At 46.3% G+C, this 14,971-nt stretch carries 12 protein-coding genes and 3 pseudogenes; 13 read left to right on the top strand and 2 right to left on the bottom strand.

Going from position 1 to position 14,971, the window contains the following annotated elements; all coding sequences use genetic code 11:
• The 3 genes from QT973_RS17125 to QT973_RS17115 all read left to right on the top strand — a co-directional run.
• On the top strand, positions 1-233 hold a 233-nt coding region (locus QT973_RS17125), incomplete at its 5' end, for a hypothetical protein (RefSeq protein WP_333373711.1).
• The gene (locus tag QT973_RS17120) at positions 211-3,606 is read left to right on the top strand and encodes a S8 family serine peptidase (RefSeq protein WP_333391779.1); all 3,396 of its coding nucleotides are present in this window, start codon (positions 211-213) and stop codon (positions 3,604-3,606) included. The genes QT973_RS17125 and QT973_RS17120, both read left to right, overlap by 23 nt.
• 358 nt (positions 3,607-3,964) lie before the next feature.
• Complete coding sequence (locus QT973_RS17115; RefSeq protein WP_333391777.1) at positions 3,965-5,026, top strand: calcium-binding protein; 1,062 nt, start codon at positions 3,965-3,967, stop codon at positions 5,024-5,026.
• A 23-nt stretch (positions 5,027-5,049) separates the two neighbouring features.
• Here the strand turns inward: QT973_RS17115 and QT973_RS17110 are convergent, their stop codons facing one another.
• Entirely contained in the window at positions 5,050-5,289 is a 240-nt protein-coding gene (locus tag QT973_RS17110) for a hypothetical protein (protein ID WP_333209843.1), read from the bottom strand.
• 336 nt (positions 5,290-5,625) lie between these two features.
• On the opposite strand from QT973_RS17110, the gene petB reads away from it, so the two are divergent.
• From petB to QT973_RS27060, 10 genes and pseudogenes are all read left to right on the top strand, one after another.
• Positions 5,626-6,294, top strand: a complete 669-nt coding sequence (gene petB / locus QT973_RS17105; protein WP_015174799.1) for a cytochrome b6 — start codon at positions 5,626-5,628, stop codon at positions 6,292-6,294.
• 183 nt (positions 6,295-6,477) lie between these two features.
• Complete coding sequence (gene petD, locus QT973_RS17100) at positions 6,478-6,960, top strand: cytochrome b6-f complex subunit IV (RefSeq protein ID WP_333051797.1); 483 nt, start codon at positions 6,478-6,480, stop codon at positions 6,958-6,960.
• Positions 6,961-7,791: 831 nt separating this feature from the next.
• Positions 7,792-9,153, top strand: a complete 1,362-nt coding sequence (locus QT973_RS17095; RefSeq protein ID WP_333051800.1) for a cytochrome 450 — start codon at positions 7,792-7,794, stop codon at positions 9,151-9,153.
• A 260-nt stretch (positions 9,154-9,413) separates the two neighbouring features.
• Positions 9,414-9,635, top strand: coding sequence for a hypothetical protein (locus QT973_RS17090; RefSeq protein ID WP_333051803.1), 222 nt, complete (start codon positions 9,414-9,416; stop codon positions 9,633-9,635).
• 147 nt (positions 9,636-9,782) lie between these two features.
• The gene (locus QT973_RS17085) at positions 9,783-10,100 is read left to right on the top strand and encodes a hypothetical protein (protein ID WP_333051805.1); all 318 of its coding nucleotides are present in this window, start codon (positions 9,783-9,785) and stop codon (positions 10,098-10,100) included.
• Between the two features lie 116 nt (positions 10,101-10,216).
• Complete coding sequence (mtnA, locus tag QT973_RS17080) at positions 10,217-11,278, top strand: S-methyl-5-thioribose-1-phosphate isomerase (RefSeq protein WP_333051808.1); 1,062 nt, start codon at positions 10,217-10,219, stop codon at positions 11,276-11,278.
• 37 nt (positions 11,279-11,315) lie between these two features.
• A complete protein-coding gene (locus QT973_RS17075) occupies positions 11,316-11,804 on the top strand; it encodes a type IV pilin-like G/H family protein (protein ID WP_333051811.1) in 489 nt (162 codons plus the stop codon).
• A 3-nt stretch (positions 11,805-11,807) separates the two neighbouring features.
• Positions 11,808-12,662 (top strand): rhodanese-like domain-containing protein, encoded by an 855-nt coding sequence (locus QT973_RS17070; protein ID WP_333051814.1) that lies wholly within the window; start codon positions 11,808-11,810, stop codon positions 12,660-12,662.
• Positions 12,663-12,959: 297 nt separating this feature from the next.
• Positions 12,960-13,130 (top strand): annotated as a pseudogene (locus QT973_RS27065) (transposase family protein); the annotation flags it as partial.
• A 79-nt stretch (positions 13,131-13,209) separates the two neighbouring features.
• Positions 13,210-13,338, top strand: a pseudogene (locus QT973_RS27060) (ISAs1 family transposase); the annotation flags it as partial.
• Between the two features lie 58 nt (positions 13,339-13,396).
• Here QT973_RS27060 and QT973_RS17060 read toward each other — a convergent pair.
• Positions 13,397-14,615 (bottom strand): annotated as a pseudogene (locus QT973_RS17060) (ISAs1 family transposase).
• Positions 14,616-14,971 lie beyond the last annotated feature (356 nt).

Below are 14,971 nucleotides of genomic sequence, written 5' to 3'. Positions count from 1 at the left end.
ACACCAACGCCAACAATTACACCGACGCCAACACCGACGCCAACACCACCAATTACACCAACACCAACATCGCCAATTACACCGACACCAACACCAACACCAACATCGCCAATTACACCGACACCAACACCAACGCCTACAGTTTTTCCGCCGACACCAACACCAACGCTTACAGTTTTGCCGCCGACACCAACACCAGTGCAAATCATCATGCCGCCGGCGATACCTGCTGATAATTTAGTCAGAAAAATCACTGTAGGTTCCAGTACCGGAAGCTATAAGGATGCTATCAGCAGCAGCAAGATTGATGATTACTACAAATTCAGTTTAGGTGCTAGGAATGACTTCAACTTGTCGCTGGGCGGACTGAATGCAGATGCTAAAGTTGAGTTGCTCGACAGTGGCGGAAATACGATCGCCACTTCCAACAATTTGGGCACCGCATCCGAGTCAATTAACCGCACTTTAGAACACGGTACTTATTACGTCCGAGTCTCCTTAGCCAACGGTGGAGAAACTCCTTACAATCTCGATCTCTCTGCTAAACCCCGTCTTCCAGGCATCACCACTACAGGTTCAGATGACCGAGTTTACAAAGCTGGAGAGTTGATATCAGTTATAGACGGAACATTCGCCCCCGCCACTGACATATCTGCCCCGCTGATTAACATCGATGATTTCCGCGCAGCACCGCGTTTTGCCGGAATAGACGGCAATGGTTTTGCAACAGTAATTTTGGATACTGGCATCGATCTAGACGACCCATTCTTTGGTTCTGATAGTGATTCAGACGGCATTGCCGATCGCATTGTCTACGATTACGATTACGCCTATGGCGATGACGAAGCTGACGACGTTGACGGACACGGTTCAAACGTCTCTAGTATTGCTACTTCCCAAAATGGAGTCCACACAGGGATGGCACCCCGTGCTAACATCATTCATCTCAAAGTTTTGGATGATACGGGCAGCGGCACTTTCGCGAATATAGAACAAGCTTTGCAGTGGGTGGTAGAAAATGCAGCGGCGTACAATATCGCCAGTGTGAATATGTCACTCGGTGATAACGGCAATTACAACACCCCCCAAACGAGGGGCATTAGCGATGAACTAGCAGAGTTAGCAGCACGGAATGTAATTGTTGTTTCCGCATCAGGTAATGCTTTCGGGCCATTGGGCTATAACAGCGTTCAGGGCGTTGCCTACCCCGCAGCCGATGCTAACTCACTCTCAATTGGTGCGGTGTACGATGCGAACCGGGGTTATCGGACACACGGCGGTGGCGCGATCGCCTATACCACCGATGCCGATCGCATTACACCATATTCTCAGCGCCACTCCACTTTAACAACCGTTTTTGCTCCCGGTACTTTGATTACGGGTGCTGGCCCTAACACCCCTTTGACTAGCTATTCCGGTACCAGTCAAGCTGCACCTCATGTTGCTGGAATAGCAGTGCTAGCGCAACAGTTAGCGCAGCGAGATTTGGGCCGCCGACTAACCCCAACTGAGTTTGTGAATTTCTTGCTGTCAAGCGGCGTCACGATTAATGACGGCGACGACGAAGACGATAACGTGATCAATACTGGCTTAAACTTCAAGCGCGTTGATATGCTGGCTTTGGCTCAAGGTATTGTCGGCAACAACCCGCCAGTTGTCAATCGTTCTCTGTTTTCGCAAAGTGCAGCGCTAGGTTTTTCTCAAAGCGGTAATGCTTTTAATTTAGCGGCCAATACCTATACTGACCCCGATCCGGGCGACAGCATTAATTATTCGATCGCCCTGGCAAATTCTAGCGCTTTAAGTTCATCTGCATTTACCTGGAGAACCGATCGCAATGGCGGTTCCTACCGCCAACCAATTGCCGGTTCAACTTTCCCGGAAATTCCTTTGCCTTCCTGGCTAACTTTTAATTCGGCAACTCGCACGATTAATTTAGGCCCGACTCGCCCAAGAACGTTCAATTATTGGCTGAAATTAACTGGAACTGATGAATCTGGCGCGAGTGTTAGCGAGGTAATTCGGTTCAAGAGTGGTGGCCTCGGCGGTTTTGTGATTGACGGTTATATTGCTGGTGCTACGGTCTTTTTCGATGCCAACAAAAACGGTGTCCTCGATGCTAGCGAACCTTCTGCCACTACTGGCGATAACGGCGAATTCGATCTCGATCTCGACTCCACCATTTTCGACAAAAATCAAAATGGCGAACTCGATCCAGAGGAAGGCAATATTGTTGCTTTCGGTGGCATTGATACGGCAACTGGTTTGCCTTTGGAAACCCCTGTCACGGCCCCGCCTTACGCTACTGTTGTCACCTTGTTAACCAGTTTAGTAGCGGATTTAATTGACAAAGGAATTGACAGCGATCGCGCCGAATCTCTCGTCAAATCTTCTCTTTCGATTCCCGCTAATGTTGACATAACGGGTTTAGATCCGATCGCAGCTACCGAAAACGCGATCGCGGGTGGGGTAGAAACTTTGACTGCAATGGTCAAGGTACAAAACGTCATTACCCAAACTGCTGCTTTAATAGACGGTGGGTCGATTCTGGACAATACCGACAGCGTAAAAGCAGTTGTAAGTGCGATCGTTCAACAAATTCAATCGGGGACAACTCTCAATCTCAGCGATCCCAACCAGTTAGCAACAATTGTCGATCGCGCCGCCACAGCAGCCCAACAATTTGACTCGGATTTAAACACTCAGCAATTGTTGCAAATTGCCCCGGATGCAGCTAAGGTAATGGCCGCAGCAAATCAGCGCGTTGACCAAGTTGTATCCAACACTGCAACAGCTTCAGTTAACCGAGAAGTTGCCCGCGTGCAAAAAGTAGCCCTAGGTGAAACCTCTAAAGACTTAAAAGCAGTCGGTACAGGTACGAAATCGATCGCCCAAGTTATTGCCGAAAATACTGGTACTGCCTTAGATACCAAAATTCAACAAACCACATTGCCCGATACACCTGCCGTTGCGGTGATTGAAGGAGAAATAGATGCGATCGCAGCTAACTCCAATCTCACCGGAACTGACGGCGACGATAACCTCTCCGGCGACAGCGGCAGCGATACAATCGCCGGCAAACGCGGCAATGATACTCTCAGCGGTGTTGGCGGCAACGACTGGATACACGGCAATCAAGGCAACGATTCCCTCGACGGTGGCGACGGCAATGACACTGTTTACGGCGGCAAAGAAAGCGATAATTTGTTCGGCAATAATGGGGAAGATATCCTATTTGGAAATCGCGGTCAAGATAGCTTGAGTGGAGGGGAAGGCAATGACAGTCTTTACGGCGGTCAAGCTAGCGATATTCTGCTGGGCGGTAACGGATCTGATTTTCTCAGCGGTGAAAACGGCGATGACAGTTTGATAGGAGGAAATGGGAGCGATCGCTTCTTAATTTCAGCCAATTCTGGCAGCGATATCATTTTTGATTTTGAACCAGGCATCGACTTCTTCGTACTTGCCGAAAATTTAACCGTCTCGCAACTTTCTATTATTCCCAGCAACAGTGCAACCTTAATCAGCTTGACAGCAACCGGGGAAATTTTAGCTGCGCTCAATGGCGTGACAGCTAACCAAATTAGCATCAATGATTTCAGTTAAAATATTAGGAACAGGCAAATTGTGTGTCCCTAATATTTGTTCAACAATCACGGATGATGCAACCTGAATCGCTCTAATTCATCTGCGTTAATCTGTGTTTATCTGCCCTAATCTGCGGTTAAAAAAAGAGAATGTATTAACCGCCCCGGACAAGGGATTGACGCTGATTAACGCAGATGAATAAAAGAGAGATAGGAATAAATCCGATGCTAACAGATTTGATATCAGGACTAAAGTCATTACCAAATTCAAAATTTAAAATTTAAAATTGCAGGGAGGGGAACAATCCAAAATCTAAAATCCAAAATCTAAAATTGAGTGACTGTAATTGTGAAATAGTTTTCAGGAGGACAATTTTATGGTAGTTATATGCGGTGACAATTTCGATAATTTGCTATCCGGTGGAATTGGCGATGATTCGCTGTGCGGGCTGGGAGGCAATGATACTCTATTTGGTTTGGGTGGTAATGACACTTTAGATGGCGGAGTAGGAAATGATAGTCTCGCAGGTGGAGTCGGTAACGATCGCCTTTTGGGCTACTCTGGTAACGACAGTCTCAGCGGTGGCGAAGGCAATGACAAACTTGAAGGAGGTGCCGGGAACGATCTTCTTGAGGGTGGCGAAGGCGCGGATTTAATCAGAGGAGAAGACGATAATGATAGTATCTTGGGAGGGGCTGGCAATGACTGTCTTATCGGCGGTCAAGGCAATGATACGGCGATCGGAGGAGATGGAGACGATCGCTTGTTTGGTGGCAGCAACAACGACTTTTTAACGGGCGGCAAAGGTAACGATCGCCTGTTTGGAGAAAGTGGGAACGACACTGTAATAGGTGACTTAGATAATGACTACATTAACGCCAATACAGGAGACGATTTGCTTGAGGGAAATCAAGGCAGCGATACCCTGATTGGCGGGCCGGGTAATGACATCATATCGGGTTACGGCTTTTCCTCAACAGTAGCACAAATCGATTATTTGATCGGGCAAAGTGATGCTGACATCTTTGTTCTCGGTTCGTCAAATGCCCGTCCTTACCTTTTCTATAGCGGTGATAATGCCTATGCCGTTATTGAGGATTTTAACCGGGTCGAAGGTGACAAAATTCAAGTTGTTGGCTTCGTACAAGATCGTGACGGCCCTCGCTTCTTCTCTTACCGATTTGAATCTTATGATGACGGTATCACACGGGGAACTCGGATATTGGTCGGATCGGATTTAATCGCCGACGTTAAAAATGTTACAGATGTGAGTCTATCCGATTGCGCGATCGTTTCGACAGGTTTTACACCGCCATCGCGAGACTTTCCATCCTTCCCGTCTCTGCCGGAAATTCCCTTTCCGATACCGCCACTTCCCACTCCTTTCTCGCCAATACTGCCAGTTTTTCTGGAAAGTTTGCTTTCTTTTCAATTGTGATCAAACTTTGCGGATGGGGCCAATCACCGACTTTTTTTACGGAAATACGCAGGTTGCAGCCAGCAGATTTTGTTAGAAAGGACTGCAGTCCTGACTGCAAAACAAGATTCGATTGTACGATCGAACCGGATCGGGCTACTCGATCGACCGTGAGGGCGTTTGGGGCCAAAAGGTAAAGTTTTGCGATCGAGATGAAATTTGGGCTCTCCCGGCAAACCGATTTCCGGCTCGGACTGCTTTCTGTAGCTCAGCCTTCCCCCCATAGCAGCTTGGGCGGATGTTGAGATTCCGAAAAAAGCCTTTTAAGTGTCCAAAAAGCGATCGCCCGCGTGAAAATTGCACGGCAATTATGTTACATTTTTTATCACAGTCTGGAATTCGATCGGGCAACGCCAGCGAGTAGGGACAAGCCACCGCTTAGTTTCCCAGGGCTTGCAGGCGATCGCACAAGAGATTTCCTTTCGTCAGCTCCAAATTTAAAAAATAGCCTCAGGCATTTGCTAGTAAAAGCAAGCTGCTCGGCGCGGGGCGACAAAAAACCTTGTGGCTGCTGCCCTGAACCTCAACCACAGCAATATTCTTTTAGGAATTCTGGCTCCATGTTTTCTAAACAAATCACCGACTCTAAAACCTACCAGTGGTTTGAGGAACGCCTGGAAATTCAGGCGCTCGCCGATGACATCACTACAAAGTATGTACCCCCGCACGTCAATATTTTCTACTGCTTGGGCGGAATTACTTTAGTTTGCTTTCTGATCCAGTTTGCCACCGGCTTCGCCATGACTTTCTATTACCGTCCCACGGTAGCAGAAGCTTTTTCTTCAGTGCAATACCTGATGACTGAAGTCAACTTCGGCTGGCTGATCCGCTCCATCCACCGCTGGTCTGCCAGCATGATGGTGCTGATGATGATTTTGCACATCTTCCGGGTTTATCTGACAGGCGGCTTCAAAAAGCCCCGCGAATTAACCTGGGTGACAGGAGTAATCTTGGCAGTCATCACTGTTTCTTTCGGCGTAACCGGCTATTCACTGCCTTGGGATCAAATCGGTTACTGGGCAGTTAAAATCGTTTCCGGCGTCCCCGAAGCTATCCCGTTTGTCGGTTCTTTGATGGTTGAACTGCTGCGCGGCGGTGTCAGCGTCGGTCAAGGCACTTTGACTCGCTACTACAGCTTGCACACTTTTGTGTTGCCTTGGCTGATTGTAGTGTTCATGCTGGCTCACTTCTTGATGATTCGCAAGCAAGGTATCTCTGGCCCGTTGTAAGTTTTGAGTTGTGGGGGCGGTACTTTTTTTGCCCCCCGCTGCATTTTGAGTTGAAAATTCAGAATTCATCACTCATCATATTTATTTACGGTCAATACTTCCTGCGATCGCGCCGCTGATTCAGACTAACGAATACAGCGGAATCCCAGGCCCGGGTAAAACTAAAAGGAGAACACTCTCACTATGTCTATTATCAAAAAACCAGATTTGAGCGATCCCGCCCTCCGCGCTAAGCTCGCTAAGGGCATGGGTCACAACTATTACGGCGAACCAGCTTGGCCTAATGACTTGCTCTACGTTTTCCCTATAGTCATCATGGGAACGATTTCTCTGTGCGTGGGTTTGGCTGTACTAGACCCGGCTTTGGTTGGGGAAGCTGCTAATCCTTTTGCTACTCCGCTGGAAATTCTGCCGGAATGGTATTTGTGGCCTGTGTTCCAACTCCTGCGCGTTTTGCCTAACAAATTGTTGGGTATTGCTTGCATGGCCGGTGTTCCCGTGGGCTTGATTTTGATTCCGTTCATCGAGAATGTTAACAAGTTCCAAAATCCGTTCCGCCGCCCTGTTGCTACTACTGTTTTCCTGTTGGGAACTGCGGTAACTCTGTGGTTGGGTATTGGTGCTATTTTCCCGATCGACAAATCTTTCACACTGGGTCTTTTCTAAGATTTAAGTTTGCTTGATTTTGACGCCTGCGGGTTTCCTGTACAGTGCTTTTGTACTGCTGGGAAACTTTAGCGGGCGTCAATTGATTTTAGATTTTAGATTTTAGATTTTAGATTTTAGATTTTAGATTTGGGATTTTAGATTAAAGAATTGAAGAATTGGGGATTGGGGATTGGGAACTTCAATTGATTGAAAAATTGAATAATTCAAGGATTGGGGATTGGGGATTGGGGATTTTTAGCTCTAGTATTTAATAATACTCAGTAATTAATTCTCTGATTTTATTCAATTAAATTCAGAAGCATACAGCAGTCTAAAATATTAGATAGCAATCCTCGCATCAGTTGTACAAATATGTAGGGGTAGTGCTACCCCTACTCCCCGTGCCTACCCCCCACGGATCGGGGCAACCACGGGGGGTTTGCCCCTACAAAAATTACACAATTCATTTAGAATCGCTATATCTAAATATATCAGCACAAACAAAACCATAGTATTTTGTAGGGGCGAGTTCTTGTAAATATCTACGGTTAGGTGCGACTCTCAGAGATTGGGGCTAATACTTGAGAAGCTTGAGAGGCAGAAAGTAGATATACTTACCAGAAATTGTTAAAAATTCCACTCAATCTCCGGGACAAGGCTAGACTTGGGCGCAGATATATTCAGTACAACTATATCTATATTGCCACTGCGTTCGCAAATAAACATGGCTAGAGCTATACGTACTGATTTTGGTAATTTTGGGGGTATTGAATCCCGCTCAATTGTCGCTCAATACCCTCTTGCTGCTAACTGCAAAGCGCGTTAGGGCGAAGGATTCTCGGAGGAATTATGATGAACCTAAATTTAGATACTATTTTCTCATCGCTGATGAACCCGGCCCTGAACGAGTTTCAGGTTTGGGCTTTGCAAAACCCGGAAGAAAGTCTCAGCAAAACGATGCTACCGCCGATCGCCCTGATTGAGGGTTTGATTGCCAACGAACCCACCTATTTGCCACTAAAACGGCTGGCTTTCGGAGCCAACTTTTGCTGCGCGGGGCAAGTCGTGATGGGAGAGTTTGCAACGCTGGAAAAAGCACTCACATCGCCCCAGGCGCGCGGATGGCGGCTGGGTACTTCTGTACTCGATCCCGATAGCGCCCCCAACCAAGATGTCGGCGGCAGAAACCTTTTCCTGCTGTCTTTGTCCGATCGTGAAACTGATGCTAGCAGCAACCACGCAGCATTCCGAAGCTGTATGCAGAAATATCTCTTCAACAGTGCTACAACGGATCGCCAAGGAGACGAAATCGCCCGACGGTTACTCGATCGGCTAGCCGCAGATTATGCCGAGATGTCGCACGGTGCGGGGGGAGCGTTTTTTACCCATGTCAAGCGCGGTTGGATGGGATTTTTAGTCCGATACCTGCACTACGTCATCTTTGGGATTAATCCAGACGATTCAGAGTCGATCGAACTTCTCACCGAATTGCATTACACCCGCCAAAGCCCGCTGCACTACTTCGCCGTCATCGGGAACCTGCTGCAAAGCCTGAACCTGTTTGGACACGGGGATTTGTCCACTCTAATCGAGCGTGCAGCGACTATCTATGAAAATTCGCCAGCTTTAGCCAACTTCGAGGAGAGCTCGGAAAACAACGGCATGACTAAGCGGGAATTAGCAAAGCTGATGACATCAATTATGGGCATAGCGGGACTGCAAGGCCCCCTGCACCTAGGCTACACGGCAATGGGATACCGCCCTCTCCCCGCCTATAAAGGACAGCAGACGGCCAAAATTAACCCGACTGATTTTTGGGATCAGCTCGATTTGGACGATCGCCAGTCGATCGAGCTTTTCCTCCTCGAATGCGCCCGCCTCTGGGCTCCCGTCAGCGCCACGCACCGAGTCGCGACAGAGCCCTTCACCGCAACGGTAGCGGGCAAAGAGCGCACCTTCCCCGCCGGAACCAAGGTACTGATACCGCTCAGTTTGGGGCTGCTAGACGAGGGTTTCTGGGGCTCTACGGTATACGAATTCAACGCTAAGCGGGAGAATCTGTGCCCTTTTCATATGGGTTTTCATTCCGTGGGCGATCGGAGTGCGGGACGGATTTGCCCCGGTAAAGACATCGCACTCAAGATGCTGGTGGATGTCGTGAGTACGGTAGGCAAAGTGCGACGAGCCTCAGAGCCGAATTTGCGGCGGTAATTAATCCAAAAGCTCGCATCAGACAGCGGTTGAGACTGAGATATTGCACCATTGTCAAGAACAGGCTTTCCGGCCTGTTCCACAAAGAATTAATTGCTTGTGGGGTGGGCATCCTGCCCGCACATAAAAGCCTTATTGAGAATGGTGCAAGATGTGAGTTGAAACCGCACGCCACATAAACTATCGAGCGATAAACTCAGAAATCAAGGGGGTATCCAATAGGAAACCAAAACACAACTAATTTGAGGATAAATAATACCATGTTAATCAAACACAAGCAACTAAAAGACATCGCGAATTGGATGAAAGTAGAACATCCAGCGGAGTTACCTGAAGTGCTGCAAGGTATCTTTTTTATGGACGGGAATGTTTTACCAGACGATTGTTTGACGATGTACAGTTCAGACTGGAATGCTGACGAACGGACGTTATTGCTGCGCGTTTTTGACCAGGAATTTCTTCATGTGGTACCCGCCACGTGATTTATCCGTGGAATCAATCCAAAATCGAAAATCAAAAATCCTCAAGCCCTCGCATTTATCCGTGGGCTCAATCTAAAATCTAAAATCTAAAATCTAAAATCGATTGACCCTGTTATCTGGACATTTCATTCATCAATGGCGGGACGGATGTTAATTTATTTAGTCAAATTTTCTCGCTTCAGCTACTTGTTCCGATTCTCGGATGCAACTTTGCAGCACGGGCACATTACGCCGATAGTGTTTGGATTCTCTGTGCCGCAGTGGCTTGTAGATTTTTTGATCGATCGAGATCCAAACACTCCGAATGGAGATATCTGGCATCGCACAAACTCGTTTTTCGGCAGACCTGCTGACAATGGATATATACTTCGCAGGGTTGTAGACAAAGATGGCAATTACACCTCAGCGTTTCCAGATATGCTGTCTAAAGTGGAGAGTGATTGTTTGATCGTTGCCCAAGAGTGAAACTATTTAGGAAAACTACAAAACCCGCTTAATTAGGCGGGTTTTGTCGATCGAAGTGGCGGGAATAGTCGCCTTCATGGCATCATAGAAACTTGTCCCTCACATAATTGAAATAGATGACCCCTCAAAACTCCCCTGTTTCCCCCGTCACTTGGATGGAAGACCGAGTTCTGCTAATTGACCAAAACCGACTCCCGAAAGAATACGGTGTAGTCGAAATTAGCCGCTACGAAGATATGGCTGAGGCGATTAAAACTATGATAGTCCGAGGTGCTCCGGCGATCGGGGTTGCAGCAGCCTACGGGATGTATTTGGGGGCGCGAGAAATCGAAACGGGCGATCGTACCGAGTTTTTAACTAAACTAGAACAAGTTGGGGAGTTATTGGGTTCCACTCGTCCCACAGCAGTTAATTTGTTTTGGGCAATATCGCGAATGCTCAAAACAGCAAATCAAACTAGCGGTTCCGTCGAACAAATCCAAAAAAGTTTGTTAGAAATGGCCAAAACCATTCAAGCAGAAGACTTGCAAACTTGTAAAGATATCGGCGACAAAGGTTTAGAAGTTCTGCCAGCTACACCCGAAAAATTGAACTTACTAACTCACTGCAATGCAGGTGCATTAGCAACAGCCGGCTACGGAACTGCTTTAGGTGTATTTCGTTCTGCTTGGCGAGAAGGAAGACTTGGAAGAGTTTTTGCAGACGAAACTCGGCCCCGTCTCCAAGGTGCAAAACTGACCACTTGGGAATGCGTGCAAGAAGGAATTCCTGTCACATTAATAGCTGACAATATGGCCGCCCACTGCATGAAACTCGGAATGATTCACGCAGTAGTTGTCGGTGCAGACAGAATTGCTGCTAACGGCGACGCCGCCAATAAAATTGGCACTTACAGTTTAGCAATTGTTGCCAAAGCTCACAACGTTCCTTTCTTTGTTGCCGCGCCTCTGTCCACAATTGATTTTGAACTTTCCGACGGCAGCCAAATCCCCATTGAAGAACGCGATCCAGTTGAAATGTATCAAGTTGGAACTACGCGAATTTGTCCTGTGGGAGTTGAATTTTACAATCCCGCTTTTGACGTAACTCCGGCGGAGTTAATATCGGGAATAATCACAGAACACGGTACGGTTGCTCCTGGGGCGTTGAAACAGTTTCAGGCAAAACAATTAGTTTAATTATATGTTTCTCAACTGCTCATTCCACCGGGTATCTGTGAAATTAAGCAGGATTTATAGCAGCCGCAACTGGCAGCTCAAAGTTGCGATCGCAGCTCTAACTCTGCCAGTTGTTTTCAGTCCAGTCTCCGAAGCTCAAGTTTCACAAACGCTTAAAGCTAAGGAATTACAAGCGAAAAACTTTGTGGGTTCGATGAATAAAGCCCAGCAAGTTTACTATGCAGAAAAAGCAGGCTTTACCAGTTCAGTTTCCAATCTATTGGTTTATCTCGGTCTCCAATTTAAACCTAACTCAGCCAATTACACCTACTCGATCGGCATGGTGAAAAAAGGTGCTGTATTTAACTACGGAGTATCGAAGCAAGCTAATCTCAAAAGTGTTGTGGGGGGAGTGTTTTTGGTGGCAAACAAGACCCAAACAATCTTGTGTATAAATGCTGCTCCTGGCAAGACTAAACCAGCTAATCCAACTAATACCAAAGGGGTTTTAGCCTGCGGTGCTAATACAGCCAAAGTTACTCAATAAATTATGTCTAATTTACTGGGTAATTTACCAAATAACTGGATAGTAAATGCAGCTTTAGCTAAGCAATTACTGGAACAAGAAGCTACTTTACTAGATGCTCGCGCACCTATTTTAAAGTGGTTTTGCCGTCTCCCACCAGCTATTCCCGTAACTTGGCAGGAATTTTCGCGATCGGACTTTCCCCACAAGGGAAAAATTATCGAAAATAACACAGTTTTAACTCAAAAACTGCAAGCAATTGGTATTTGTCAAGACAAACCTGTCATAGTCGTTGCCGATGCGGTGAAAGGGTGGGGCGAAGACGGGCGAATTGTTTGGATGTTGCGGAGTTTGGGACACGAAAAAGCAGTTTTTGTCGATGGAGGATATCGAGCTTTAATCAAAGCTGGAATTAATCGATTAAAAGCAGCAAACAATCCACCAAAAACAGGAGATTTGGTAATATCTCGCCTCTCGAATTGGGAAATTCAGCGGGATGAATTGAAAGCTATTTTAGGAGATGAGAATTTAGTCATTATTGACGCCAGAGAGCCGCGAGAATATGCAGGTAAAACGCCTTACGGAGAAAAGCGGGGCGGCCACATTCCCGGTGCGGTTCACCTCTATTACAAACAGTTAATGGATCGACAAGGAAAACTGCTGGATCGTGGGGAAATTGTCGCTATTTTGCAGCAAAAAGGAGTTTCGCAATCAACTCAAATTGTGAGTTATTGCTCCGGGGGAATTCGCTCCGCATGGTTGACTTGTGTCTTGACAAATGTGGGGTTTAATGCTAAGAATTATGCAGGTTCAATGTGGGAATGGTCGGCTTCGCCTGCAGATAGCTATCCCCTGAAAAAAATTAAAACTAGCAATTAGAAATTAGTCGTAGGGTATGTCAGTCGTAGGGCCCTAGCGTGCGTCAGAAGAGAGTCTCTCAATTATCGATAAAAGCAGGGTAAGCTCATCTAATTTGGTATAAATTGTACTTGACAAAAAGCCGCCAATAGGAGCTATATCTGTGCACCGAACTCAAACCTATAATCAAGTTTGAATCTTAACAAAGTCAATCAAGTTGAAACGGAGTCAAAGACAATGACAAAGGGTTTTGCACCTATATTGAAACTCGCTGTAAAATCTCAAGCCAAAAGAGCAGAAAAACGACATTTAACACATCTGGGCGACATCCAAGCCAATTTATTGAATTATGTAGCAGAAATCCCGGACCCCAGAGTTCAAAGAACCCAAAAACACTCATTAAAAGATATTTTAGTAATCTCTATTTTAGCAGTCATTGGCGGTGCCGAAGGTTGGGAAGACATGGAAAATTATGGCATCGCTAAACAGTAATGGTTAGAGGAATTTCTCGAATTACCCAATGGTAAGCTGTGGAGTATTTAAACCACTAACGAGGCCAGTAGGGTGCGTCAACCGTAATCAAGGCGTAAAAGCTTTGCATTTGGTCACGGCTTGGGCAAGTGAACAGCGTTTAGTTTTAGGGCAAGTTAAAGTTGAGGATCATTCCAACGAGATTACGGCAATTCCGGCACTCTTAGGAATGAGAATTAAATAACTTCCACAAGTTTGTGGGATGCAGGGTAAGAGCATCTCAATCATGCTTGACAAAAGCACTTGAGAATTTGCATCATATAGTCATTGTTCATCGCAGCCCGTTTGATTTTTTGTCGCAGGCTACGCTGGAGAGTTGTTTCTTGGTTGACCGCATTAAGGGCAATCCGTCTTACCAGAGCGAAGTTCTGAGGACTATTTAACGAGCGAATCCGGGATTTATCTTCATTAAAAGTCACATCTAAACTCCAATGCACTTGGTTTTCAATGCCCCAGTGTTGGCGAATAGCACGACCATTGAGCTGGGCATCTACTGGCAAAGAACTTAGGTAAAACTGCACCTCACGAGTGGTTTTGTTCCAAAGATGACGGACTCTTTCAACAATAACAATAGTGCGTAATCCAGCCCATTGTTCTTGCTTGTAAAGTCCTCCTAATTGGGCAACTGATACCGCCCAGACTTTTCGAGTTTCGACGCGATGATGACCCTTTTCGGTTCGGGAATCATAACTCATTTCACTTTCCCTGAATTCCTGACTTTTTGCAGTCTCAAACCAGTCTTTCACGCTTATTGTAAAGAGTGGGATGATTGCTTTTTAGTGCCACGACATAATCGGCTTTTTTCTGACGAATCAGTCGGACTATTTCTGTTTGAGTCCCCATCGCATCAATGGTGATAATCGCCCCGGCAATGTCGAGTAGTTCTAGTAGGGCTGGAATTGCTGTGATTTCATTGGAATGGTCTTCTACTTTGACTTGCCCGAGTACCAAACGTTGTTGGCTCGCCCAAGCTGTCACTAAATGTAAGTTTTTTAAACCTTTCTCTCTATCGTAAGAACCCCGCAAACTTTTGCCATCTATGGGAATAATTTCTTGCAAGACTGAACCCATAATTTGTTGCAACCATTGCGATAACTTCTGCTCTAAAACTTTCGGATCTAGTTTTTCAAAGACCCGACGAAATGTATCATCGCTGGGGATGCCATTTGGTAACTCTAAAAATTCTTTTAACCATTGCTGCTTGCTGAGTCCATAATTTTCGATGTCTTCCCATCCCTGGGCTCCTGCGATCACAGCTAATATGGTAATGACCAGAATGTCTTTAAGTAAATGTTGTTTTGTTCGGTCTACTCTTGGATCTGGGATGTCATCAAAATAAGTTGATAAGCAAGCTTGTAAGTGTTGCATTGAGAGCGGTTGAGACCTGTCGGGTTTCGGTGATGATTTTGCCTCATTCACAACACGCTCGAATCCTTTCTCCATGGATTTTTCCTCACCATTCGTGACACCGATGAAGCACTATTATAGAACCCATTTGACATCTTTGAGGCTGCGAGTTGATCGCCCGTTATCTCTCGCTGGCCCGTTATCTCTCCCTCGCCCCTTATCTCTCCCTCGCCCCTTATCTCTCGATCGTTCCTTATCTGTCGATCGTCAAAATATCTCAAATGGGTTCAAAGAACCGCTCTTGACAGGATGCTCTTTTATATCTTGCCCTTTTTGTCAAGTACAATTTATACCAAATTAGATGAGCTTACCCTGTTGTGGGATGGGCGTCCCGCCCGTCATGAGTGGACGGGCGGGACGCCCATCCCACAATAACAATTAAAATTGTAAGT

The sequence above is a fragment of the Microcoleus sp. Z1_A1 genome (assembly GCF_036700305.1).
In the GTDB taxonomy this organism is placed as follows: domain Bacteria; phylum Cyanobacteriota; class Cyanobacteriia; order Cyanobacteriales; family Microcoleaceae; genus Microcoleus.
The sequence above is the reverse complement of the archived record's forward strand: the minus strand, read 5'-3'. Positions and strand labels throughout refer to the sequence as shown.